At 64.7% G+C, this 24062-nt stretch carries 20 protein-coding genes; 5 read left to right on the top strand and 15 right to left on the bottom strand.

Going from position 1 to position 24062, the window contains the following annotated elements:
- Positions 1 to 1008: IS481 family transposase (locus tag AB4Z51_RS39180; RefSeq protein ID WP_441499265.1), on the top strand; the 1008-nt coding region annotated here is incomplete at its 5' end.
- A 133-nt stretch (positions 1009 to 1141) separates the two neighbouring features.
- On the opposite strand, the gene AB4Z51_RS39175 is transcribed toward AB4Z51_RS39180, so the two are convergent.
- From AB4Z51_RS39175 to AB4Z51_RS39120, 12 genes are all read right to left on the bottom strand, one after another.
- The gene (locus tag AB4Z51_RS39175) at positions 1142 to 1672 is read right to left on the bottom strand and encodes a hypothetical protein (RefSeq protein ID WP_063980417.1); all 531 of its coding nucleotides are present in this window, start codon (positions 1670 to 1672) and stop codon (positions 1142 to 1144) included.
- 35 nt (positions 1673 to 1707) lie between these two features.
- The gene (lpdA, locus tag AB4Z51_RS39170) at positions 1708 to 3108 is read right to left on the bottom strand and encodes a dihydrolipoyl dehydrogenase (protein ID WP_063980416.1); all 1401 of its coding nucleotides are present in this window, start codon (positions 3106 to 3108) and stop codon (positions 1708 to 1710) included.
- Between the two features lie 57 nt (positions 3109 to 3165).
- Entirely contained in the window at positions 3166 to 3927 is a 762-nt protein-coding gene (locus tag AB4Z51_RS39165) for an SDR family oxidoreductase (RefSeq protein ID WP_094183824.1), read from the bottom strand.
- 55 nt (positions 3928 to 3982) lie between these two features.
- Positions 3983 to 5227, bottom strand: a complete 1245-nt coding sequence (odhB, locus tag AB4Z51_RS39160; RefSeq protein WP_085398662.1) for a 2-oxoglutarate dehydrogenase complex dihydrolipoyllysine-residue succinyltransferase — start codon at positions 5225 to 5227, stop codon at positions 3983 to 3985.
- Positions 5228 to 5403: 176 nt separating this feature from the next.
- Complete coding sequence (locus tag AB4Z51_RS39155; RefSeq protein ID WP_441499264.1) at positions 5404 to 8373, bottom strand: 2-oxoglutarate dehydrogenase E1 component; 2970 nt, start codon at positions 8371 to 8373, stop codon at positions 5404 to 5406.
- Between the two features lie 137 nt (positions 8374 to 8510).
- Positions 8511 to 9395, bottom strand: coding sequence for a succinate--CoA ligase subunit alpha (gene sucD, locus AB4Z51_RS39150; protein ID WP_025575976.1), 885 nt, complete (start codon positions 9393 to 9395; stop codon positions 8511 to 8513).
- A 33-nt stretch (positions 9396 to 9428) separates the two neighbouring features.
- Positions 9429 to 9908 (bottom strand): DUF1579 family protein, encoded by a 480-nt coding sequence (locus tag AB4Z51_RS39145; protein ID WP_085398661.1) that lies wholly within the window; start codon positions 9906 to 9908, stop codon positions 9429 to 9431.
- Positions 9909 to 9912: 4 nt separating this feature from the next.
- Complete coding sequence (gene sucC / locus AB4Z51_RS39140; protein ID WP_085398660.1) at positions 9913 to 11109, bottom strand: ADP-forming succinate--CoA ligase subunit beta; 1197 nt, start codon at positions 11107 to 11109, stop codon at positions 9913 to 9915.
- A 207-nt stretch (positions 11110 to 11316) separates the two neighbouring features.
- Positions 11317 to 12285, bottom strand: coding sequence for a malate dehydrogenase (mdh, locus tag AB4Z51_RS39135; protein ID WP_063980412.1), 969 nt, complete (start codon positions 12283 to 12285; stop codon positions 11317 to 11319).
- A gap of 264 nt (positions 12286 to 12549) precedes the next feature.
- Positions 12550 to 13734 carry a cell division protein ZapE gene (gene zapE, locus AB4Z51_RS39130; RefSeq protein ID WP_441499263.1) on the bottom strand — a complete coding sequence of 395 codons (1185 nt, stop codon included), beginning with the start codon at positions 13732 to 13734 and terminating at the stop codon, positions 12550 to 12552.
- Positions 13735 to 13974: 240 nt separating this feature from the next.
- Positions 13975 to 14511, bottom strand: coding sequence for an RNA 2',3'-cyclic phosphodiesterase (gene thpR, locus AB4Z51_RS39125; protein WP_085398667.1), 537 nt, complete (start codon positions 14509 to 14511; stop codon positions 13975 to 13977).
- A 174-nt stretch (positions 14512 to 14685) separates the two neighbouring features.
- A complete protein-coding gene (locus AB4Z51_RS39120; protein ID WP_085398666.1) occupies positions 14686 to 15321 on the bottom strand; it encodes an arylesterase in 636 nt (211 codons plus the stop codon).
- Between the two features lie 55 nt (positions 15322 to 15376).
- Here AB4Z51_RS39120 and AB4Z51_RS39115 point away from each other — a divergent pair, with 55 nt between their 5' ends.
- From AB4Z51_RS39115 to AB4Z51_RS39100, 4 genes are all read left to right on the top strand, one after another.
- Complete coding sequence (locus AB4Z51_RS39115) at positions 15377 to 16099, top strand: ABC transporter ATP-binding protein (protein WP_071908649.1); 723 nt, start codon at positions 15377 to 15379, stop codon at positions 16097 to 16099.
- Entirely contained in the window at positions 16096 to 18666 is a 2571-nt protein-coding gene (locus tag AB4Z51_RS39110) for an ABC transporter permease (RefSeq protein WP_441499262.1), read from the top strand. The genes AB4Z51_RS39115 and AB4Z51_RS39110 overlap by 4 nt, the downstream gene beginning before the upstream one ends.
- A 270-nt stretch (positions 18667 to 18936) precedes the next feature.
- Positions 18937 to 19728, top strand: coding sequence for a Bax inhibitor-1/YccA family protein (locus AB4Z51_RS39105; protein ID WP_014490629.1), 792 nt, complete (start codon positions 18937 to 18939; stop codon positions 19726 to 19728).
- A 302-nt stretch (positions 19729 to 20030) separates the two neighbouring features.
- Positions 20031 to 20558 (top strand): GNAT family N-acetyltransferase, encoded by a 528-nt coding sequence (locus tag AB4Z51_RS39100; RefSeq protein ID WP_441499261.1) that lies wholly within the window; start codon positions 20031 to 20033, stop codon positions 20556 to 20558.
- 147 nt (positions 20559 to 20705) lie between these two features.
- Here the strand turns inward: AB4Z51_RS39100 and AB4Z51_RS39095 are convergent, their stop codons facing one another.
- From AB4Z51_RS39095 to acnA, 3 genes are all read right to left on the bottom strand, one after another.
- Positions 20706 to 21077 (bottom strand): DUF2794 domain-containing protein, encoded by a 372-nt coding sequence (locus tag AB4Z51_RS39095; protein WP_063980407.1) that lies wholly within the window; start codon positions 21075 to 21077, stop codon positions 20706 to 20708.
- Between the two features lie 611 nt (positions 21078 to 21688).
- The gene (locus AB4Z51_RS39090; protein ID WP_135215832.1) at positions 21689 to 22465 is read right to left on the bottom strand and encodes a DUF1223 domain-containing protein; all 777 of its coding nucleotides are present in this window, start codon (positions 22463 to 22465) and stop codon (positions 21689 to 21691) included.
- Between the two features lie 217 nt (positions 22466 to 22682).
- The coding region (gene acnA, locus AB4Z51_RS39085; protein ID WP_441499260.1) for an aconitate hydratase AcnA at positions 22683 to 24062 on the bottom strand (1380 nt) is incomplete at its 5' end.

Raw genomic sequence — 24062 nt, 5'->3', positions numbered from 1 at the left:
CAGCGTCACGAGTTTGTGCGGCTGGCTTTGCAGGAGGGCGCCAACCGGCGCGAACTGTGCCGTCGGTTCAACATCAGTCCTGACGTCGGCTACAAGTGGCTGGCGCGCTGGCAGGCCGGCGATCGGGAGCTGGCCGACCGCTCCCGGCGMCCGCATGCGATGCCCAAGCGGAGTGAGGCTGCGGTCGAGGCAGAAGTCCTGGCTGTACGCGACAAGCATCCGGCTTGGGGAGCACGGAAGATTGCCCATTGCCTGAAGCGGGGCGGGCAGACGGTGCCTGTGCCATCAACGGTGCACCAAATCCTGTGTCGGAACGGCCGGATCAAACCGAGTGAGAATGCACTGCCCAATCCGGGCCACCGGTTCGAGAAGGAAGCTCCCAATCTGCTGTGGCAGATGGACTTCAAGGGCCACCTGCCGCTGGCCGACGGGACACGATGCCATCCGCTGACCATCGTCGACGATCACTCGCGCTACGTGCTGTGCCTGAAGGCATGTGCCGACGAGCAGCGYCTCACCGTGCAGAATCACCTRTCGACGACGTTCCGCTGCTATGGCCTGCCGGAGGCCTTCTACACCGACAATGGCTCACCCTGGGGCGATACGTCCGGCATTCGTTGGACCGGACTGAAGGTGTGGCTGCTCAAGCTTGGCGTCAGGGTGGTGCACGCMAGGCCATGCCACCCACAGGCCCGCGGCAAGAACGARCGCTTCCATCGCACCCTGAAGGCCGAGGTGTTTGCAATGCGCCGCTTCCGAACTCTCCCGGAAGTCCAGCGCGCCTTCGACGCCTGGCGGCCGGTCTACAATCTGGAGCGGCCTCACCAAGGCCTCGATATGCAGGTCCCTGCCGATCGCTTCCGGGAACGCCTTGCCATCCGGCCACTGGATCGTGACGGCCACTACGGAATCTTCTTCGCCAGCTGGCAGGTCGCATCGATCGACTTGACCAATGGCCAACCTGTCAGTGATGTGTCCGAACAGGTGTCAGCCATGTCTCCGGGCTAAACACTTGACCGGGGCATCCAGTACGCCGCGGCTTCTCCGTATTCGATTGACGTCTCTGGAATACTGGATCGCCCGGTCAAGCCGGGCGATGACATCGAGTGTGTGGCAATGACAGTGAGTCTATAGCGAGCAGCTAGCGCGCCTGGTGCACGCTCTTGCGAAAGCGCTGGATCAGGCGGAGCGTACGGGCGGACCAGCCTTCGCCGTTGCCGGCGATCAGCTCGCGGATGCGCTGCTTGATCGGGTCGACCAGCTCGGCGGCCTTGGCGCGCAGCTTCATCACGAGATCGTAGAGCCGCTCGAACCAGTGCATCTCCATCAGCTTGTCGCGCGTCACGTCGAACACGAAGGCGGTGACGCCGACGCCGAGCAGCTTTGCGAACAGAAACGTGGATACGCCGCTCAGCCAATATTCATGCGTGAGCAGATACAGGCCCATCAGCTTGAGCGGAAACAGCGGGATGATCGGCACCGCGAACACGATCAGTGTCATGGCCGGCGGCAGCGCATCGACGCGCTCCGTCAACCATTGCTTGAAGCGTGCGAGCGGGATGGCTGCGACAACCCGCGCGACGATCGGCTCGAGATGGTCCCACAGCCAGGCTTCGATCAGGAAGATGATCGCCAGCAGGACCCAGACCGGTTGAAGTAGGCGGCGCAGCATATGTTTCCCGCCCGATTCGACGCTAGGCGCGTCGCCTACATATGGATGGCCCGCTTGCCCACCGCAAGCGCGGCTTCCTTGATGGCCTCCGAGCGGGTCGGATGCGCGTGGCAGGTGCGCGCGAGATCTTCCGCGCTGCCGCCAAACTCCATGAGAACGCAGGCTTCATGGATCATTTCGCCGGCTTCACGGCCGATAATGTGCACGCCGAGCACGCGATCGGTCTTCGCATCTGCGAGAATCTTCACGAAGCCGTCGGTGGTCTGGTTGACCTTGGAGCGGCCGTTGGCGGTAAAGGGAAACTTCCCGACGGTATACGCCTGACCCGCCTGCTTCAGCTCCTCCTCGGTCTTGCCGACGGAGGACACTTCCGGCGTGGTATACACGACGCCTGGGATAACGTCGTAGTTCACGTGGCCGGCCTGCCCTGCGATGATCTCCGCAACGGCTACGCCTTCATCCTCGGCCTTGTGCGCGAGCATCGGGCCCGCGACGACGTCGCCGATGGCATAGACGCCCTTCACGCTGGTCGCGAAATGCGGATCGATCTGCACGCGGCCGCGATTGTCCAGCGCCACGCCGGCTTCCTTCAGGCCGAGCCCATCCGTGTACGGCACGCGACCGATGCAGACGAGAACGACGTCGGCTTCCAGCGTCTCGGCAGCGCCGCCGGCCGCAGGCTCGATGGTCGCCTTCAGCGACTTGCCGGAGGTGTCGACGGCGGTGACCTTGGCGCCGAGCTTGAATGCAAAGCCCTGCTTCTCCAGGATGCGCTGGAATTGCTTGGCGATCTCGCCATCCATGCCGGGCAGGATGCGATCGAGGAATTCGACGACGACGACTTCAGCGCCGAGCCGCTTCCACACCGAGCCGAGTTCGAGGCCGATCACGCCGGCGCCGACGATCAAGAGCTTGCCGGGGACCTTGTCCAGCGACAGCGCGCCGGTGGACGACACGATGCGCTTCTCGTCGATCTCGATGCCCTTGAGGCGCGCGATGTCGGAGCCGGTCGCGATGACGATGTTCTTGGTCTCGACCACTTGCGACTTGCCGTCGGCAGACACTTCCACCTTGCCTGTCCCTAAGATCTTGCCGGTGCCCTTGAGCACGTCGATCTTGTTCTTCTTCATCAGGAACTCGACACCCTTGACGTTGCCGTCGATGCCCTGCTGCTTGAAGTTCATCATCGCCGGAAGCTCGAGCTTCGGCGCGGAAACGGAAACGCCCATCTTGGCGAAGGAGTGCGCGGCTTCCTCGAACATTTCGGACGCGTGCAGCAGCGCCTTCGAYGGCATGCAGCCGACGTTCAGGCAGGTGCCGCCGAGCGTGGCGTCCTTTTCGACCACGGCGACTTTCATGCCGAGCTGGGCCGCGCGCACCGCGCAGACATAACCGCCCGGTCCGGTGCCGATGACGACGAGATCGTAGGTAGCCATGAGAGAAAGTCCCGTGAGTTTAGCGTGATGAGGATGTGTCAGCGTCCGCGCGGCGTGTCAGCGTCCGCCGGACACATCGAGAATGGCCGAGGTGACGTAGGAGGCTTCGTCCGACATCAGCCAGACGATGGCATTGGCGATTTCGTCGGCGGTACCGACGCGCTTCATCGGCACCATATGGGCCAGACGATGGGCGCGGTCGGGCTCGCCGCCGGCGGCGTGAATTTCGGTGTCGATCAGGCCGGGGCGGATGCCCGCGACACGGATGCCTTCGCCTGCGACCTCATAGCCGAGACCGACGGTGAAGGAATCGATCGCGCCCTTGGACGCCGCATAGTCGACATAGGTATTCGGCGCACCAAGTCTGGCAGCGACCGATGACAGATTGACGATGACGCCGCCCTGGCCGCCGTGCTTGGTCGACATCCGCTTCACCGCTTCGCGCGCGCAGAGGATCGAGCCGGTGACGTTGACCGCCATCACGCGCCGGATGCGCTCGGCCGACATCTCGTCGACGCGCACCCCGCTCTGGCCGACGATGCCGCCATTGTTGACGAGTGCACCGAGCGTGCCGAACTTGTCGGCAGCCTTGAACAGCTCGATGATGTCGCTTTCCTCGGCGACATCGCATTTCACCGCGATGGCCTTGCCGTTGCTGGCCGCGATCTGGGCGACCACCTCGTCAGCAGCCGTTTTGTTGCTGGCGTAGCCGACGACGACACGGAAGCCGCGCGCGGCCGCCGCAATCGCGGTCGCCCGCCCGATACCGCGGCTGCCGCCGGTGATGACAACGACTTTATCCGTCACGCGCGCCTCCATGGTTCGACCCGCGCCGTCGCACGACAAGGCGACGGCGCTCGCAGAGCTTCAGGGATCAGAGATCGAGCACCAGGCGCGCCGGATCTTCCAGGCTCTCCTTGACGCGGACCAGGAACGTGACGGCTTCCTTGCCGTCGATGACGCGGTGATCGTAAGACAGCGCCAGATACATCATCGGGCGGACCTCGATCTTGCCGCCGATCACCATCGGCCGCTCCTGGATCTTGTGCATGCCGAGGATGCCGGACTGCGGCGCGTTCAAGATCGGGGTCGACATCAGCGAGCCGTAGATGCCGCCATTGGTGATCGTGAAGGTGCCGCCCTGCATTTCGTCGATCTTGAGCTGGCCGTCACGGGCGCGACGACCGAAATCGGCGATGCCCTTCTCGATGTCGGCGATCGACTTGTTGTCGCAGTCGCGCACCACGGGCACAACGAGACCCTTGTCGGTGCCGACTGCGACGCCGATGTGGTAATAGTTCTTGTAGATCAGATCGGTGCCGTCGATCTCGGCGTTGACGGCCGGGATGTCCTTCAGCCCCTGCACGACAGCCTTGGTGAAGAAGCCCATGAAGCCGAGCTTCGAGCCGTGCTTCTTCTCGAACGCATCCTTGTAGTGGGCGCGCAGCGCCATCACGTTGGTCATGTCGACCTCGTTGAAGGTCGTCAGCATGGCCGCGGTGTTCTGCACGTCCTTGAGGCGGCGCGCGATGGTCTGGCGCAGGCGGGTCATCTTGACGCGCTCTTCGCGGGCGGCGTCATCGGCCGGCGACGGCGCGCGGACCTGAACGGCGGCGGCGGGCTGGTTCACCGGGGTCGGCGCGGACGCGGCGCGCTCGATCGCGGCAAGCATGTCGCCCTTGGTGACGCGGCCGTCTTTGCCGGAGCCCGGAACGGTCGAGGCATCGATACCGGTCTCGGCGGAGAGCTTGCGGACGGACGGGGCGAGCGGCGCATCGGCCGGCGGCGCCTTCGCGGCCGGAGCCGGCGCAGGAGCAGCAGCCACGGCGGCCGGAGCGGCGGCGGCGGGCTTCGCGGGAGCAGCGGCGGGCTTCGCAGCACCGGCACCGTCGGTGATCTGGCCGAGCAGCGCACCGACCGCAACGGTCGCGCCATCGGCAGCGACGATCTCGCTCAGCGTGCCGGCGGAGGGCGCCGGGACCTCGATGGTGACCTTGTCGGTCTCGAGCTCCACCAAGGGCTCGTCGACGGCGACGGGATCGCCGGCCTTCTTGAACCAGCGGCCGATGGTGGCCTCGGTGACGGATTCGCCGAGCGTCGGCACACGAATTTCAGTCATGGTCTTTTCCTTAAGGGATCGCCGGTGCGGTCAAAAATTCGGTCGTCATCGGCCCGCGAAAGGCAAGCCATCCAGCAAGCCGGACGTTCGTATTCTGCACGGACGTCGCGGCGTACTGGTGCCCCGCTCCAGTGCGCGATTGCGCACGAGGCGGGGCATGACGCAGTTCAGAAAGATCAGCTCAGTGCTTCGTCCAGGAACGCCTTCAACTGCGCCTGATGCTTGGACATCAGACCAGTGGCGGTCGCGGCGGAAGCGGCGCGGCCRACGTAACGCGGACGCCGGCTCACACCGTGCACCTGGTTCAGCACCCATTCCAGATAGGGCTCGATGAAGTGCCAGGCGCCCATGTTGCGGGGCTCTTCCTGGCACCACACCACTTCAGCCTTCTTGAAGCGCGACAGTTCGGCCACCAGCGCCTTCAGCGGCACCGGATAAAGCTGCTCGACGCGCATCAGGTAGATGTCGTCGATGCCGCGCTTCTCGCGCTCCTCGTAGAGGTCGTAATAGACCTTGCCGGAGCAGAGCACGATGCGGCGGACCTTCTCGTCGGGGACGAGCTTGATCGCCTCGTTCGGCAGCATCTGGGCGTCATCATAGAGGATGCGGTGGAAGGTCGTCCCCTTCGCGAGCTCCTCGAGACGCGACACCGCCCGCTTGTGACGCAGCAGCGACTTCGGCGTCATCAGGATCAGCGGCTTGCGGATCTCGCGATGAAGCTGGCGGCGCAGCACGTGGAAGTAGTTCGCCGGCGTGGTCGGGTAGACCACCTGCATGTTGTCTTCGGCGCACATCTGCAGATAACGCTCCAGACGCGCCGAGGAGTGCTCCGGTCCCTGGCCCTCATAGCCGTGCGGCAAGAGGCAGACGAGACCGGACATACGCAGCCATTTGCGCTCGCCCGAGGAGATGAACTGGTCGAACACGACCTGCGCGCCGTTGGCGAAGTCGCCGAACTGGGCTTCCCACAGCGTCAGCGTGTTCGGCTCCGCGAGCGAGTAGCCGTATTCGAAGCCGAGCACGGCTTCTTCCGACAGCAGCGAGTTGATGACCTCGTAATGGCCCTGCTCGTGGCCGAGATGGTTGAACGGCGTGTAGCGGCTCTCGTCTTCCTGGTCGATCAGGACCGAATGGCGCTGCGAGAACGTGCCGCGCTCGGAATCCTGGCCCGACAGGCGGACATGGTGGTTCTCGTTGAGCAGCGTGCAGAACGCCAGTGCCTCGCCGGTCGCCCAATCGATGCCGGCGCCGGTGTCGATTGCCTTGGCGCGGTTGTCGAGGAAGCGCTGGATGGTGCGGTGGACGCGGAAGCCATCCGGCACCTTGGTGATCTTGCGGCCGATTTCCTTCAGCTCGGCGGTGTCGACGCCAGTGACGCCGCGGCGCGCATCCTCTTCCTGATCGGCGATCTTGAAGCCGGACCACTTGCCGTCGAGCCAGTCGGCCTTGTTCGGCTTGTAGGAGGTGYCGGCCTCGAACTCGGCATCGAGCCGTGCGCGCCAGTCGGCCTTGGCCTTGTCGACCTCGCCCTCGGTCATCACGCCTTCGCTGATCAGGCGGCGGGCGTAGAGCTCGAGCGTCGACGGATGCGCGGCGATCCTCTTGTACATCACCGGCTGGGTGAAAGCCGGCTCGTCGCCTTCGTTATGGCCATGCCTGCGGTAGCAGAACATGTCGATGACGACGGGCTTGTGGAATTTCTGCCGGAATTCGGTCGCGACCTTGGCCGCGAAAACCACCGCTTCCGGATCGTCGCCGTTCACGTGGAAGATCGGCGCGTCGATCATCTTCGCCACGTCAGACGGATAGGGCGAGGAGCGCGAGTAGCGCGGATAGGTGGTGAAGCCGATCTGGTTGTTGACGATGAAGTGCACGGAGCCGCCGGTGCGGTAGCCCTTCAGGTCAGACAGGCCGAAGCATTCCGCGACCACACCCTGGCCGGCGAACGCAGCGTCGCCATGCATCAGCAGCGGCATCACCGAGATGCGCTGGTCCGGCGGATCGCCGTGCTGGTCCTGCTTGGCGCGGACCTTGCCGAGCACCACGGGATCGACGATCTCGAGATGCGAGGGGTTCGCCGTCAGCGACAGATGGATGCGGTTGCCGTCGAACTCGCGGTCCGAGGAGGCGCCGAGGTGATACTTGACGTCGCCGGAGCCTTCGACAGCATCAGGGTTGGCCGAGCCGCCCTTGAATTCATGGAACAGGGCGCGGTGCGCCTTGCCCATCACCTGCGTCAGCACGTTGAGGCGGCCGCGATGCGGCATGCCGAGCACGACTTCCTTCACGCCGAGATTGCCGCCGCGCTTGATGATCTGCTCGAGCGCAGGAATCAGCGATTCGCCGCCGTCGAGGCCGAAGCGCTTGGTGCCGGTGAACTTGGTGTCGCAGAACTTCTCAAAACCTTCGGCTTCGACCAGCTTCGTCAGGATCGCGCGCCGGCCTTCGCGGGTGAACGAGATTTCCTTGTCCGGGCCCTCGATGCGCTCCTGGATCCACGCCTTCTGCGCGGCGTTGCTGATGTGCATGAACTCAACGCCGAGCGTCTGGCAGTAGGTGCGCTCGCAGATCGCGGTGATCTCGCGCAGCGTGGCGTATTCGAGACCCAGCACGTGATCGAGGAAGATCTTGCGGTCGAAATCGGCTTCGCTGAAGCCGTAGGTGCGCGGGTCGAGCTCTTCGCGGTTGCGCGGGGCTTCGATGCCGAGCGGATCGAGCTTGGCGTGGAAATGGCCGCGCATGCGGTAGGAGCGGATCAGCATCAGCGCGCGGACGGAGTCGCGCGTGGCCTGGAGCAGGTCGGCGGACGAGAAATCAGCGCCCTTGTTGCCCGCCTGGGCCTGCGCCTTGGCGGCGATCTTGGCACCGACCGCCTTCTCGACCTGGGCCCAGTTGCCGTCGAGGGCGGAGGTGAGGTCGTCCTGCGGGGTCAGCGGCCAGTTGGCGCGCTCCCAGGACGGGCCTTCGGCGTTCTTGCTGATATCGCCGGGCTGGTCGTTGAGGCTCTTGAAGAACTCCTGCCACTCGGCGTCGACCGAGGACGGGTCCTTCTCGTAGCGGGCGTAGATTTCGTCGATGTAGGTGGCGTTGGTGCCCTGCAAAAAGGAAGAGAGGGCAAAGGCTGCGTTCGCGTCCTGGCGAGACATGCTTAAGTTCCTGGCGATTTCGGTTCGCGCATAACAAACGGCGCTGGCGCTGAGCTCCCCGGCAGAGGCCCAGCGCGACAGGCACCATTTATCCTATTTGCTACGAAACTTCGCCCGGAAAAGTACGAAGAAGTGAATTAGCCTTTCAACTTTTCGGCAAGCGTGTGGCCGAGGCGGGCGGGAGACGGAGACACTGTAATCCCAGCCGATTTCATCGCATCGGTCTTGGAACCGGCGTCGCCCTTGCCGCCGGAGATGATCGCGCCGGCATGGCCCATGCGGCGGCCGGGAGGCGCGGTGACGCCGGCAATGAAACCGACCATCGGCTTCTTGCGGCCGCGCTTGGCCTCGTCCTTGAGGAACTGGGCGGCGTCCTCCTCGGCGGAACCGCCGATCTCGCCGATCATGATGATCGATTCGGTCTTGGGGTCGGCGAGCAGCATTTCCAGCACGTCGATGAACTCGGTGCCCTTGACCGGGTCGCCGCCGATGCCGACCGCGGTGGTCTGGCCGAGGCCTTCCTGCGAGGTCTGGAACACGGCTTCATAGGTCAGCGTGCCGGAACGGGAGACGATGCCGACGCTGCCGGTCTTGAAGATGTTGGCGGGCATGATGCCGATCTTGCACTCGCCGGCGGTCATGACGCCCGGGCAGTTCGGCCCGATCAGGCGCGACTTGGAACCGGCCAGCGAGCGCTTCACACGCACCATGTCGATAACAGGAATGCCCTCGGTGATGCAGACGATCAGCGGGATCTCCGCATCGATCGCTTCGCAGATCGCATCCGCGGCGCCCGGCGGCGGCACGTAGATCACCGACGCATCGGCGCCGGTCTTCTCACGCGCCTCGCGCACCGTGTCGAACACCGGCAGGCCCAGATGGGTGGCGCCGCCTTTGCCCGGCGAGGTGCCGCCGACCATCTTGGTGCCGTAGGCGAGCGCGGCCTCCGAGTGGAAGGTGCCGTTCTTGCCGGTGAAGCCCTGGCAGATGACCTTGGTGTTCTTGTCGATCAGGATGGACATGAGGTCTGCTTTCGCGAACTAACGAGTGAGAGGTCAGTGGATGCGGCGGTAGATGCCGGTGAGCACGTCGGCCCAGCCTTCCGCGTCCGGCGAGAACTGGATCTTCAACGAGTAGGAATCGTCATCGATGATTTCGTAGACGTGGCGCGCATTGCCGCGGAGCGAGCCGCGCACCAGCGTCAGGGTCTTGCCGACCCAGCCGCCGGAGGCGGGCGAGGGCGGCGTGTAGCCGAGCGAGTCGTACCAGAACAATTTGTAGGTCCGGTCGTCGCGGTCGTAGGTGAAGAGGCCGTGGGTGGCGAAAGCCTGCTTGCCGTCGCGCATCTGGACACAGTCCTGGATCAGGTAGAACCCGTTGAGATCCATGCGCGCGACGACATGCGAGGTCGCCGGCCCGCCGGCGACCCAGCGCGACGGGAAGACCACCTCTTCGCCATTCCATTCGCCGGCGAACGCGGCGAGGCGCGCGTGCTCTGCAAGCGGAGATGATGCGGCGAGATGGTCCTGGGTCATGGCCTCAGCCTCCCTTGACGGCCTTCACGATCTTCTGCGCGGCGTCGTCGAGATTGTCGGCCGGCACCACGTTCAGGCCGGATTCACGGATGATCTTCTTGCCGAGCTCGACATTGGTGCCTTCGAGGCGGACCACCAGCGGCACGCTGAGGCCGACCTCGCGCACGGCGGCCGTGACGCCTTCGGCGATCACGTCGCACTTCATGATGCCACCGAAGATGTTGACCAGGATGCCCTTCACGTTCGGATCGGCGGTGATGATCTTGAAGGCGGCCGCGACCTTTTCCTTGCTGGCGCTGCCGCCGACGTCGAGGAAGTTCGCCGGCGCCATGCCGTAGAGCTTGATGATGTCCATCGTCGCCATCGCGAGGCCGGCGCCATTGACCATGCAGCCGATGTTGCCGTCGAGGGTGACGTAGTTGAGGTCGTATTTCGACGCCTCGATTTCCTTGGCGTCTTCCTCGGTCTCGTCGCGCAGCGCGAGCACCTCGGGATGACGGAACAGCGCGTTGTCGTCGAACGACACCTTGGCGTCGAGCACGCGGAGCTGGCCCTGCTTGGTCACGACCAGCGGGTTGATCTCCAGCATCGACATGTCCTTGGCGACGAAGGCGGTGTAGAGCTGCGCGGTGAGCTTTTCGGCCTGCTTGGCGAGATCGCCGGACAGCTTCAGCGCGTTCGCAACGGTGCGGCCGTGATGGCCCATGATGCCGGTCGCGGGATCGATCGAGAAGGTGACGATCTTCTCGGGCGTGTTGTGCGCGACGTCCTCGATGTTGACGCCGCCTTCGGTCGACACCACGAAGGAGACGCGGGAGGTTTCGCGGTCGACCAGGATCGAGAGGTAGAACTCCTTGTCGATGTCCGAGCCGTCCTCGATGTAGAGGCGGTTGACCTGCTTCCCGGCGGGGCCGGTCTGGATCGTCACGAGGGTGGCGCCCAGCATCTGCTTGGCAAATTCGGTGACCTCCGCGGCCGACTTGGCGATACGGACGCCGCCCTTGTCGCCGGCCGAGGCTTCCTTGAACTTGCCCTTGCCGCGGCCACCAGCGTGGATCTGGCTCTTCACCACCCAGACCGGGCCCGGGAGGGCCTTGGCGGCGGCTTCCGCGTCCGCGGGCTTCAGGACGGGGACGCCCTTTGAGATCGCGACGCCGAACTCGTTCAGCAGCGCTTTGGCCTGATATTCATGGATATTCATATGGTCGCTCCCTGAACCCGCGGGCGGTGACCTCTAGGGCCCACCTCAGTCTTGTGGCTGGCATACCATATACCACAGGAACTGCAACCCGGATTCTTTGACATCGAGATCTCTGGACTGCCGAACCGGGCGCCCACCCGGTCAGCCGGGCCCCGGAAGTGAAACCGCCGAAGACCGGATTTCGGTCTTCGGCGGGGATTTTTGCGCTTAGCGGCCGAGAAGATCGGGCGCGATCTTCTTGCAGGCATCGACCAGGCCCTGTACGGCGCCGACCGACTTGTCGAAAGCCTCGCGGTCCTTGCCGGTGAGCTCGATCTCGACGACGCGCTCGACACCCTTGGCGCCGATCACGACGGGCACGCCGACATACATGTCCTTCACGCCGTATTCGCCGTTGAGGTAGGCGGCGCTGGCCAGCACGCGCTTCTTGTCCCGCAGATAGCTCTCGGCCATCGCGATCGCGGAAGCAGCAGGCGCGTAGAAGGCCGAGCCGGTCTTGAGCAGATTGACGATCTCGGCACCGCCGTTGCGGGTGCGGTCGACGATCTCGTCGAGGCGCGCCTGCGAGGTCCAGCCCATCTTGACGAGGTCGGGCAGCGGAATGCCGGCGACGGTGGAGTACTTCACCAGCGGCACCATGGTGTCGCCGTGACCGCCGAGCACGAAGGCGGTGACGTCCTCGACCGAGACGTTGAACTCGTCGGCCAGGAAGTAGCGGAAGCGCGAGGAATCCAGCACGCCGGCCATGCCGACGACCTTCTTGTGCGGCAGGCCCGAAGCCTTCTGCAGCGCCCACACCATCGCGTCCAGCGGGTTGGTGATGCAGATGACGAAGGCGTCGGGGGCGTATTTCTTGATGCCGGCGCCGACCTGCTCCATGACCTTCAGGTTGATGGAGAGGAGATCGTCGCGGCTCATGCCGGGCTTGCGCGGCACGCCGGCGGTGACGATGCAGACTTTGGCGTTGTCGAGGGCTTCGTACGAATTGGCGCCGGTGTAGTGCGCGTCAAAACCGTCGACCGGCGAGGACTGGGCGATGTCGAGTGCCTTGCCCTGCGGCACGCCCTCGGCGATGTCGAACATCACMACGTCGCCCAGTTCTTTCAGGCCGATGAGATGAGCCAGCGTTCCGCCGATCTGACCGGAGCCAATCAAAGCAATCTTGTCGCGCGCCATGTGAACCTGTCCTTTAGACACGTTAAGGAGGGGAAAACTGAGACGGGTGGTTATCCCTTTCGCTCCCCCCGTTCAAGTCGGTGGATGCCCAATTGTCGGGCTTGGCGAACATTGAAGCGCATCCCTGTCATTCCGGGGCGCGACGAAAGTCGCGAGCTACGATGCGCAATTGCGCATCTGGGAATCCATAACCACCAGCGGGAGTATGGATTCCGGGCTCGTCGCTTTGCGACGCCCCGGAATGACAGCGCTGGCAAATAGGACTTAAGTCTCCACCAGACCCTTGGTGGAGCCGCTGGCGGTGGAATCCTTGCGGCCGTGAGGCAGCGCCAAATAGGATTCCGAGCTCATCTCGATCAGGCGCGAGGCCGTCCGCTTGAACTCCATGGCCTCGTTGCCCTCGTGGGCGAGGTAGAGCGAGATCGGATTGGCATCGGCCGAGGCCATCAGCTTCACGGCATTGTCATAGAGCGTATCGATCAGCGTGATGAAACGCTTGGCGGCGTTGCGCTGGGAAAAATCCATCACTGGAATATGGTCGACCAGGATGGTGTGATAGTCGTGCGCGAGGCGGAGGTAGTCGGACGCGCCGAGCGGTTTTTCGCAGAGATCCRCAAATCCGAACCGCGCCACGCCATGGGCCGAGCACGGCACGTGCAGGATGCGGCCCTTGAACGAAATATCGCGCGACTTGCATTTGGCGCCGCCTGTCATTTTCGACCAGGCGCGGTCGAGGGCCGCGCCGGCGTCGCCGTCGGCCGGCGTCAGCCACATCGGCACGCCCTGAAGCTTTTCCAGGCGGAAATCCGTGCGCGCATCGAGCCGCAGCACGTCCATGTGGTCGGTGATCTGCTTGATGAAGGGCAGGAACAGCGAACGGTTCAGGCCGCCCTTGTAGRGATCGTCGGGCGCGACGTTGGAGGTCGCGACGACCACGGTGCCGAGCTCGAACAGCTTTGCGAACAGGCGGCCGAGGATCATCGCGTCCGCGATGTCGGTGACGTGGAATTCGTCGAAGCAAAGCAGCCAGCTTTCCTCAAAGATCGCGTTCGCGGTCAGCGTGATGACGTCGCCATCGGCGATCTCGCCGCGCGAGATGCCCTGGCGATAATCGTAGATGCGCTCATGCGCTTCCGCCATGAACTCGTGGAAATGCGCGCGGCGCTTGTGCTCGACGGTACTGTGCTGGAAGAACAGGTCCATCAGCATGGTCTTGCCGCGGCCGACTTCGCCATGGACGTAGAGCCCGCGCGGCGCCTCGTCCTTGTCGCCGCTGAACAAACGGCTGAGCAGGCCCTGCTTGCGCTGCGGCTTGTAGTTCGCGAGCCGCTGGTCGAGCGCCGCATAGGCTTCGGCGATGTCGGCCTGCGCAGCATCGGGCTCGATCGCGCCGGACGCGATCTGGGCCTGGTATGCCTCGCGGAATGAGGAACTGGGGGTGGAGAGCATGGCTCTTTACCGCCAGAGATGCGCGGAAATTGCAAGCCGTGAATTGGTGGGCGGGGTATGCGTTCCGCGTCCCGGACGCGCTACGGGAAGCAGTGACGGTGCGCAGAGCGGGGACCCACTATTTCGTACATCCATCGTGGAGCGATGGGCCCCGGCCCAGCAGCGCACCGCCGTAGCGTGTCGAAGACGCGCGTAAACGCGCTGATGGCGCTGCGCCGCGTCCGGGGCACGAGAGCGGTGCTACTCACACAGCTCGTAGGCGTCCTCGACCACATAGGGGCCGCCGCCGGTCGATGCGCGGGACGAGAACAAGACAAACCGTTCGGCCATGAACGCCTTGCTCGGGAAGTAACCGCGCAGCGAGAGATAGTCGGCGACGTCGCGGTCGGACGCGTCGTGCAGCCGGGCCAGCGTGACATGCGGGGTGAACTTGCGCCCCTCAGGGTCGAGGCCGATCCGCTGCATCATGCGTTCGAGCTCGGCCTGCAATTCCATCAGCGGCTTGCTCGGCGCGATGGTTGCGACCACCGCGCGCGGCTTGCGGCCGCCGAAGCTCATGAGCCCCTGCACCTTCACCTCGAAGGGCTTGCGATCAACGCGAAACAGCATTGATGCGATCTCGTTAGCGGACATGCCGTCGATATCGCCGATGAAGCGCAGGGTAACGTGATAATTTTCGGGATCGATCCAGCGGGCGCCGGGAAGGCCGCCCCGCAAATTGGAAAGCGTCTGGCTGATCTCGGCCGGAATTTCCAGACCTGTGAACAAACGCGGCATCGTTTCGCACTCCCGATGCTTGGGCATGATCCCTGGGAAGGATCATATCCAAATTGTAGAGCCGGCGACGAATCACCGGTACCCTGATTCCTATCGCAGTTGTGTGACTCTGCGAAGCATCGCGCGCCTCACCCCGGTAAAACCCTGGGAATTACGGTTAGCGCTGCCCGCTTTTCAGCGGCGCTGCTCGCTTATGTTGCGCAAAAATGCCTCCACCGTGGGCATGATGTTGTTAACGATGATGTCGACGCCGGCCGCGGTCGGATGAATGCCGTCGGCCTGGTTGAGCTTGGCGTCGGCCGCGACGCCGTCGAGGAAGAACGGATAGAGCGGCACGTCGAATTTTTTCGCAAGATCCGGATAAATCGAATTGAAGCGCGCGGCGTATTCCGCGCCGTAATTCGGCGGCGCCAGCATGCCGCACAGCATCACCGCGATCTTGCGTGTCTTCAATCGCTGGACAATGTCGGTCAACGCGGTCCGCGTCAAATCGGGGTCGATGCCGCGCAGCGCGTCGTTGGCGCCGAGCTCGACGATCACGCCGTCGGTTCCGTCCGGGACCGACCAGTCGAGCCGGTCACGGCCGCCGGACGAGGTGTCGCCGGACACGCCGGCATTGGTCATGTCGACCGCTATGCCTTTGGCTTGCAAGGCTTTTTGAAGTTTTGTGGGGAATGCGTCCTGGGCCGGGAGGCCGAGGCCGGCGCTCAGGGAATCGCCGAGAACGACAAGCTTGACCGGCTTTGTCGCTTCGGCCCACGCCGGATCCACCACCGTCATCAAAGCGATCATCAACACGGCTATGTGCATGAAGAATCCGTAACGCCTCTCGACCGCGTATGCGGAGTTGCCATATGACCGGACCATGGACAGTCGCATCGAAACCTCTTCGCTCGCCGGCACCGCGCCGGACACCATCGCCATCTCCAACGTCAATCTTTCATTGGGTACGGGCGCGGCACGCGTTCACATCCTCAAGGATATCAGCCTGCGGGTCGCCTCGGGCGAGACGATCGGCCTGATCGGCCCGTCAGGCTCGGGCAAATCCACGCTGCTGATGGTGATGGCGGGGCTAGAGCGTCCTGATAGCGGAGAGGTGGTGGTGTCAGGCACGCCTTTCAATGCCCTCGACGAGGACGCGCTGGCCCGCTTCCGCGGCCGCCAGGTCGGCATCGTCTTCCAGTCCTTCCATCTGATTCCGACCATGACGGCGCTCGAGAACGTCGCCGTGCCGCTCGAACTCGCCGGCAACCCTGACGCTGCAAGACGCGCGGCGCAGGAGCTGCAATCGGTCGGGCTCGGCGATCGCCTGCATCACTATCCGACGCAGCTGTCCGGCGGCGAGCAGCAGCGCGTCGCGCTCGCCCGCGCGCTGGCGCCCGATCCCGCCATCCTCGTCGCGGACGAGCCGACCGGCAATCTCGACGAGGCCACCGGAAAGCAGATCGTCGATCTTCTGTTCAACAAACATGCCGAGCGCGGCATGACGCTGGTGCTGGTCACGCACGATTCCTCGCTCGCGCAGCGCTGCGATCGCGTGATCCGCCTGCGCTCCGGCCGCATCGACACCCAGTCTGCGCCGGCATGAGCATCGCGGCCGAACCGTTCGCGAAACCCAACGGCGTCGCGCTGTCGCTGCGCTACGCGCTGCGCGAGTTGCGCGGAGGCCTGCGCGGCTTCTATGTCTTCATCGCCTGCATCGCGCTCGGCGTGATGGCCATCGCCGGCGTCGGCTCGGTCTCGGCAAGCCTGAGCGACGGTCTCGCCCGCGAGGGCCGCACGCTGCTCGGCGGCGACGTCTCCTTCGTGCTGTTCCAGCGCGAGGCGAAGCCCGAGGAGGTCTCATTCCTGCGCTCGCGCGGCACGGTCTCGACAGCCGCGACCTTGCGCGGCATGGCGCGCGCCGCCGACGGCCAGCTCGCGCTGGTCGAGATGAAGGCGGTCGACGACACCTATCCGATGCTGGGTCAGCTGACGCTGGCGCCGCCTCTGCCGATGTCCGACCTGCTCGCGGAGCGCGACGGCGCGTTCGGTGCCGCCGCCGATCCGACGCTGCTGGCGCGGCTGTCGCTGAAGACCGGCGACCGCGTCACCATCGGGAGCGCAACGTTCCAGATCCGCAGCACCGTCGAAGCCGAGCCCGACAAGCTCGCCGGCGGCATCGGTTTCGGGCCGCGCTTCCTGATCAGCGAGGCGGGCCTGCGCGCCACCGGCCTGATCCAGCCCGGCAGCCTGGTGCGCTGGGTCTACCGGGTGAAGCTGCCTGACACCGGCAACAGCGAGCGCGCCACCGACGCCTTCATCGCGGACGCGCGCAACGCTGCGCCGCAGGCCGGCTGGGAGATCCGCAGCCGCTCCAATGCCTCGCCGCAGCTCGAGCGCAACATCAACCGCTTCACGCAATTCTTGACGCTGGTCGGCCTCGCCGCGCTCCTGGTCGGCGGCGTCGGCGTCGCCAATGCCGTCAAGAGCCATATCGACCGCCGGCTCGAGGTGATCGCGGCCTTCAAGGCGGTCGGCGCCACCGGCCGCGACGTGTTCGGTATCTATCTGGCGCAGGTCCTCCTGCTGGCGGGAATTGGCTCGGTGATCGGCCTTGCGCTCGGCGCCGCCATGCCGTTCGCCATCGTCGGCCTGTTCGGAAAACTGCTGCCGCTGCCGGTGGTGCCGGCCGTACATGCCGACGAGCTTGCGCTGTCCTTCGTCTACGGCCTGCTCACGGCGCTCGCCTTCGGCCTGTGGCCGCTCGGGCGCGTGCACGACGTGCCTGTCGCCGCACTGTTCCGCGACACCATCAGCTCCGAATGGCACCGGCCGCGCTGGAGTTATGTCGTGTTCATGGCCGTCGTGATCGCGCTGCTGATCGCGGTCGTGATCGGATTGTCCTTCGACAAGCGCATCGCCGCGGTGTTCGTGGCCTCCTCCGTCGTCGTGTTCGCCCTGCTCCGCGGCATCGCCGCCCTGCTGATGACGATCGCGCGCCGGCTGCCGCGCACGCGCCTGCCGATGCTGCGGCTGGCGATCGCCAACATCCACCGGCCCGGCGCGCTGACGCCCTCCGTCGTGCTGTCGCTCGGGCTCGGGCTCGCCGTGCTCGTCAMCATCACCCAGATCGACGGCAATCTGCGCCGGCAGTTCCTTGCGGCCCTCCCTGAGCACGCGCCGTCGTTCTTCTTCATCGACATCCCGAGCACGCAGGCCGAGCAGTTCGACGGCTATCTGCGCCGGATCGCGCCGGGCGCAAAGGTCGAGGACGTGCCGATGCTGCGCGGCCGCATCGTTGCCGCGCGCGGCGTGCGTGCCGAGGACCTCAAGCCCACCACCGATTCCGAATGGGTGCTGCAAAGCGACCGCGGCCTGACCTATACCGCCGAGCTGCCGAAGGGTTCCAAGGTGGTCGAGGGCGAATGGTGGAGCGCCGACTATTCCGGCCCGCTGCTGGTCTCGATGGAGAAGAAGATCGCCGACGGGCTCGGTCTCAAGCTCGGCGACGAGATCGTGGTCAACGTGCTCGGCCGCGACATCCCGGCCAAAATCGGCAATCTGCGCACCATCGACTGGCAGGGCATGGGCATCAATTTCGTGCTGGTGTTCTCGCCCAACGCCTTCAAGGGCGCGCCGCATACCCATATCGCGACGCTCACCGAGGCCGGCGGCACCGCGGCCGGCGACGGCAAGATCATCAGGCAAGTCGCCGACACCTATCCGATGGTGACGAGCGTGCGCGTGCGCGAGGTGATGGAGACGGTCGGCTCGGTCGTGACCAATCTGGCGCTCGCGATCCGCGGCGCCAGCGCGGTGACCCTGATCTCGGCGATCCTGGTGCTGGGCGGCGCGCTCGCCGCCGGCCACCGCCACCGGGTCTACGATGCGGTGATCCTCAAGACCCTCGGCGCGACCCGGCTGCGGCTGCTCGGCGCCTATGCCCTCGAATACCTGCTGATCGGACTTGCCACCGCGGTGTTCGGCGTGATCGCCGGCAGCGTCGCGGCCTGGATGATCGTGACGCGGCTGATGACGCTGAGTTTCGTCTGGCAGGCCGGCAGCGCGGCCGGCGTGGTCGCGGCGGCCCTGGTCGTCACGGTCGGACTTGGGCTCGCTGGGACGCTGCTGGCATTGAACAAAAAGCCCGCCACGGTGTTGCGGAATTTGTGACAAATGGTAGCGGGCGACCCCGCGATGTCGGAATCGCACGATTCCAGCGATTAACCACGTCTGCTCGCCAGGATTGCGGGCGAGGGCGACATTCAGCCGCGCGTGGACGGTTGCAGCGAATGTGTTAGTTTCCCACATATCCAATGGGTTCGGACCCCCGATTATGAGCCAGAATTTAGTCGGCACAGATCGGTATCCGAGATAGAATTTGACGAACCGGCGGCATGGCGACCCTCATGCCGGACCGGGCTAACCAACGGGAATTCGACCATGTCGGACCTAGACCGTAACTACGCTTCTCCTTTCGGCAGGGCCGCCGGGCGTGTTGACGCCGCGACGGTCGATGCCGGCCTGCGCGCCTATATGCTGCGCATCTACAATTACATGAGCATCGGCCTCGCCATCACCGGCCTGGCCGCGCTCGGCGTCTATATGGCCGCCGTGACCGACGTTCCGACCCCGGAAGCCGTCCGCGTCGGCAAGCTGTTCCTGACGCCGTTCGGCTACGCGATGTTCGTCAGCCCCCTGAAGTGGCTGTTCATGCTCGCGCCGCTCGCGATGGTGTTCGTGATCTCGGCGGGCATCAACCGTCTCGCCCCCTCGACCGCGCAGATCCTGTTCTGGGTGTTCGCGGCGCTGATGGGCATCTCGCTGTCCTCGATCTTCCTGGTGTTCACGCACACCTCGATCGTGCGGGTGTTCTTTATCACCGCGGCCACGTTTGGCGCACTGAGCCTCTACGGCTACACCACCAAGCGTGATCTGACCGGGATGGGCTCGTTCCTGTTCATGGGCCTGATCGGCATCATCATCGCGAGCCTGGTCAACCTGTTCCTGGCGAGCACGATGCTGCAGTTCATCGTCTCGGTGGTGGGCGTGCTGGTGTTCGCGGGCCTCACCGCCTGGGACACCCAGCGGCTGAAGAACGACTACATCTACGGCTACGCCTCGGCCGGCGGTGACATCGCAGAGCGTGCGGCCATCACCGGCGCACTGTCGCTGTACCTGAACTTCATCAACCTGTTCACGCTGCTCCTGCAGCTCCTCGGCCAGCGCGACTAAGCGCTTCGACGAGGGAACGGATACGAACCCCGGCCGAGAGGCCGGGGTTTTTGTTTGGGCCGGGATGCGCGACGCCCCCCGCTGTCATCGCCCGCCTTGTGCGCAATTGCGCACTGGGGCGGGCAATCCAGTACGCCGCAGCGGCTCGGTTCTAGCCGCGCTGTCTCGGAGTACTGGATGCCCCGCCTGCGCGGGGCATGACAGCGGAGAAGATTGGAGGGCTGCTGCGCTGGCAATGACGGAGCATGGGGAAGCGGCGTTGCCCCTTCCAGTGACCGCGGGAAGGCTCTAATCTCGCCGCCATGTCCGCACCTGAGATCAGGCCCGCCATTGAGGCCGACCTTCCCGCCATCACCGCCATCTACAAGCAGGCCGTCCGCGAGGGCACCGCGACATTCGAGCTGGCGCCGCCGGATCTGGCCGAGATGACGCGCCGCTACCGCGCGCTGATCGACGGTGGCTATCCCTATTTCGTCGCCATCCTCGATCGTAGCGTCGCCGGCTATGCCTATGCCGGCGCCTACCGGCCGCGGCCGGCCTACCGCTTCACGGTCGAGAACTCGATCTATCTCGATCCCGCGTTCCACCGCCGCGGCATCGGCTCGTTGCTGCTGGACCGGCTGATCACCGAATGCGAGGCGCGCGGCTTCCGCCAGATGATCGCGGTGATCGGCGATTCCGCCAATGCCGGCTCGATCGGCGTGCACACGCGCGGCGGTTTCAAGATGATCGGCACGCATCCCAATGTTGGCCTGAAATTCGGCCGCTGGCTCGACACGGTGATGATGCAGCGGGATCTGGGCGAAGGCGCGAGCACGGTGCCGAAATAACCCCGGTCTCGTAGGGCGGGCAAAGCGACTTGTCCGCCGTAGCTCGGAGAGCGAAGGCGGAAGCGTGCCCAGATGCCCGGCGATTGAGGAAAGATGGTGGGCACGGCGCGGTGCGCCTTTGCCCACCCTACGGCACCGTCCGTAAGGCTAAACCACCGCCAGCTTGCGATCGATCACCAGCAGCACGCGCTCGAGCTCGTGGCCGCGGCGCAGGATCAGGCCAGTCGCCGAGATCACGCTGTACATGCCCTGCTTGCGCGCCAGCCGCGGGTCCTTCTCGATGCGATAGATCGGCACCTCCGAGGCGCGGCGGAAGACCGAGAACACCGCGCGGTCCTTCAGGAAGTCGATGGCATAGTCGCGCCACTCGCCGTCGGCGACCATGCGGCCGTAGAGGTTGAGGATGCGGTTCAGTTCCAGCCGGTTGAATGTCACCCGGTTGGGTTGGGCATTCGCAGCGGTGGGGCGCGCCACGGCGCGCTGCTCGCTCGGATCGGCATCCTCCGGCGTCAGACTCATCGAGCGCCTCCTCATCTCGCGGCATGATCGCATCCGCGAAGGACCGTCCCCGGAACCGCGGATCATGACAATTGCATGATCGCGCCAACCGTTCCCCGCCGCAAGGGGCTCTTCACTCAACTGATTGAATCGGGTGCGAATCGGAGCACACGCAGGAGTGGAATTCTGTCGCGGCAAACCGTCACGGGATCGTTAGAAGGAATCTTGATATCGCCGCTTTTCCGCCAAGCGCCTGCCGCCCTGCATTGCGAAAAGACCTGTGTGCGTTGACCCGGTCCTTTCGGTTCCGGATTCCTCAGCCCCCAGCCCCCCGGGGCCGTCAGGATCGGGTCTGTACGCGCGACAAGGAGGGCCAACGCAAGTTGGTCCTTTTTGGTTTGTGCCGAGATGTTTCCGGCACGACCAACTTCCCTCTGATTAACGCGAAGACAACTCTCTCCCCTCATCCTGGGGAGCGGCGAAGCGGCGTCTCGCAGGATGGAAGGCCGCGCTGCATCAGCCGCGCCTGCATGGTTCTCGCGGCGATGCGTAGCATCGTCCGCCTCGCGCGCGAGGGCGCTCCTCACCATGAGGCGTGAGAGCGAGTACGACGCTGGCGAGAGAGATCGGATCTAGTGCAGCGACGTGTACGCCGCGCCAAGCATCGCACCCGGCTTCTCACGGCTGCCGTCCTGGACATAGACCACAGCGCCGTCGACGCCGTCGCGCGTGAGATTTTCCAACGGCACCGTCCAGCTTTCCGGACGCCCGTTCCAGTCGCCGACCTTGAGCAGGTTGCGCACGACGTTGTGATAGGTGATCTGCTGTCCGCGATTTTCGCCGCGGCTGATTGCGATCGGCACCGATTTCGTGATCGAGCAGATCCAGACCTCACCGTGCGAGACCGCCGACTCCTTGCTCGCCGCCACCGACACGTTGATCTGCTTGCCTGCAAGCGACATCGTCACCGGCACGCTCATTACGCCTGCGCCGTTGTCGGTCTTGCCGATCGCGCTCTCGATGCCGGCGCGATCGCTGCCGATGACATGCGTCGAACCGTTGACCACGACTTGTGGCGTATAGACCTCGCGGTCGCCGCGCATGCGCGAATAGGCGCGCTGCCGCGCCGAGAAGCGCGAATCCGCAAGCGTGTCCTTCCAGCCGAGATAATCCCAATAGTCGATCGGCATGCTCAGCGCGATGATCGACGGGTCGTTGGAGAGATCGCCGATGACCTGGTCGGCGGGCGGGCAGGAGGAGCAGCCCTGCGATGTGAAGAGCTCGACTACGGCGCGAGGATCAGCCTCGGCGGGACGGATGACGGCGACGATGGCGCAGATACCAAGTGCTCCCGACCAGAGTGCACCGGACCAGCGCGAAACCAGATTAGAAGCCATCATTGCAGTCATTTTGAACGTCACACCTCGCACGCGTGGGGGAAGATCCTATCGCCTGATGGTCACCGTAGTCTTACGGGCATCGTACATTTAACCGTCCAGGGCGAGGTTTTCCGCCGGGCGGGACCATCGGACGCGTGTTCTAACGCACGAAGGCGGCCTTGTGATAGGCCGCCCTCGTTTAACCTTCTACTCACGTCGCGGTGAGCCACCGTTCACAAATTCGCGCTTAGGCCGCGAGCTTGCGCAACACGTAGTGCAGAATGCCGCCGTTCCGGTAGTAATCGAGCTCGTCCAGCGTATCGATGCGGCAAAGCAGCGAAACCCGCTGCAACGAACCGTCGCCGGAGACGATCTCCGCGGTCAGCTTCTGACGCGGCTTCAGGTCGCCGACCAGGCCGCGCAGCGTGACCTTCTCGTCGCCCTTCAGGCCGAGCGACGACCAGGAGGTGCCCTCTTCGAAGGTCAGCGGCAGCACGCCCATGCCGACCAGGTTGGAGCGGTGGATACGCTCGAAGCTCTGGCAGATCACGGCGCGGACGCCGAGCAGGCGCGTGCCCTTCGCAGCCCAGTCGCGCGAGGAACCGTTGCCGTATTCGGCGCCGGCGAACACCACCAGCGGCACCTGCTCCTGCTGGTACTTCATCGCGGCGTCGTAGATCGACATCTGCTCGCCGTCGGGCCAGTGCTTGGTGAGACCGCCTTCCGGGATATTTCCGTCAGCGCCCTTCAGCATGAAGTTCTTGATGCGGATGTTGGCGAAGGTGCCGCGCATCATCACTTCATGGTTGCCGCGACGCGTGCCGTACTGGTTGAAGTCGGCCGGACGCACCTGGTGCTCGCTGAGATATTTGCCGGCGGGCGAGGTGAGCTTGATCGAACCGGCCGGCGAGATGTGGTCGGTGGTGATCTTGTCGCCGAACATGGCGAGGATGCGCGCCTCGATGATGTCGGTGACCGGCTCCGGCTCCTTCTTCATGCCATCGAAATAGGGCGGGTTCTGCACATAGGTCGAGCTCATGTTCCAGCGATAGGTCTCGCTCTCGACCGTCTTGATCTTGCGCCAGTTGGTGTCGCCCTTGAACACGTCGGCATACTTCTTCTTGAAGATCGACGCGGTCACGAACTTCTTCATGAAGGCGTTGATCTCCTTCGTCGTCGGCCAGATGTCCTTGAGGTACACCGGCTTGCCGTCCTTGCCTTCACCGAGCGGCTCGACGGCGAGGTTCTTGGTGACGCTGCCCGCGAGCGCGTGGGCGACGACCAGCGGCGGCGAAGCGAGATAGTTCGCCTGCACGTCCGGCGAGACGCGGCCTTCGAAGTTGCGGTTGCCGGAGAGCACGGCGGCCGCGACGATGCCGTTGTCGTTGATCGACTTCGAGATCTCCTCGGGCAGCGGACCGGAATTGCCGATGCAGGTGGTGCAGCCGAAGCCGACCAGGTTGAAGCCGACCTTGTCGAGATYGGCCTGCAGACCTGAATCGGCGAGATAGGCCGCGACCACCTGGCTGCCCGGGGCGAGCGACGTCTTCACCCACGGTTTTGCCTTGAGGCCCTTCGCGGCAGCGTTGCGCGCAAGCAGGCCGGCACCGATCAAGACGCTTGGATT

The sequence above is a fragment of the Bradyrhizobium sp. 2TAF36 genome (genome assembly GCF_052114925.1).
GTDB classification, from domain to species: domain Bacteria; phylum Pseudomonadota; class Alphaproteobacteria; order Rhizobiales; family Xanthobacteraceae; genus Bradyrhizobium; species Bradyrhizobium barranii.
The sequence above is the reverse complement of the archived record's forward strand: the minus strand, read 5'-3'. Positions and strand labels throughout refer to the sequence as shown.

Coding starts and splice junctions, on each gene's coding strand:
- AB4Z51_RS39175 (WP_063980417.1), bottom strand. CDS start 1,672: ATGCTGCGCCGCCTACTTCAACCGGTCTGGGTCCTGCTGGCGATCATC.
- AB4Z51_RS39165 (WP_094183824.1), bottom strand. CDS start 3,927: ATGGAGGCGCGCGTGACGGATAAAGTCGTTGTCATCACCGGCGGCAGC.
- odhB (WP_085398662.1), bottom strand. CDS start 5,227: ATGACTGAAATTCGTGTGCCGACGCTCGGCGAATCCGTCACCGAGGCC.
- sucD (WP_025575976.1), bottom strand. CDS start 9,395: ATGTCCATCCTGATCGACAAGAACACCAAGGTCATCTGCCAGGGCTTC.
- AB4Z51_RS39145 (WP_085398661.1), bottom strand. CDS start 9,908: ATGACCCAGGACCATCTCGCCGCATCATCTCCGCTTGCAGAGCACGCG.
- sucC (WP_085398660.1), bottom strand. CDS start 11,109: ATGAATATCCATGAATATCAGGCCAAAGCGCTGCTGAACGAGTTCGGC.
- thpR (WP_085398667.1), bottom strand. CDS start 14,511: ATGCCGCGTTTGTTCACAGGTCTGGAAATTCCGGCCGAGATCAGCCAG.
- AB4Z51_RS39120 (WP_085398666.1), bottom strand. CDS start 15,321: ATGCACATAGCCGTGTTGATGATCGCTTTGATGACGGTGGTGGATCCG.
- AB4Z51_RS39115 (WP_071908649.1), top strand. CDS start 15,377: ATGGACAGTCGCATCGAAACCTCTTCGCTCGCCGGCACCGCGCCGGAC.
- AB4Z51_RS39105 (WP_014490629.1), top strand. CDS start 18,937: ATGTCGGACCTAGACCGTAACTACGCTTCTCCTTTCGGCAGGGCCGCC.
- AB4Z51_RS39100 (WP_441499261.1), top strand. CDS start 20,031: ATGTCCGCACCTGAGATCAGGCCCGCCATTGAGGCCGACCTTCCCGCC.
- AB4Z51_RS39095 (WP_063980407.1), bottom strand. CDS start 21,077: ATGAGTCTGACGCCGGAGGATGCCGATCCGAGCGAGCAGCGCGCCGTG.
- AB4Z51_RS39090 (WP_135215832.1), bottom strand. CDS start 22,465: ATGACTGCAATGATGGCTTCTAATCTGGTTTCGCGCTGGTCCGGTGCA.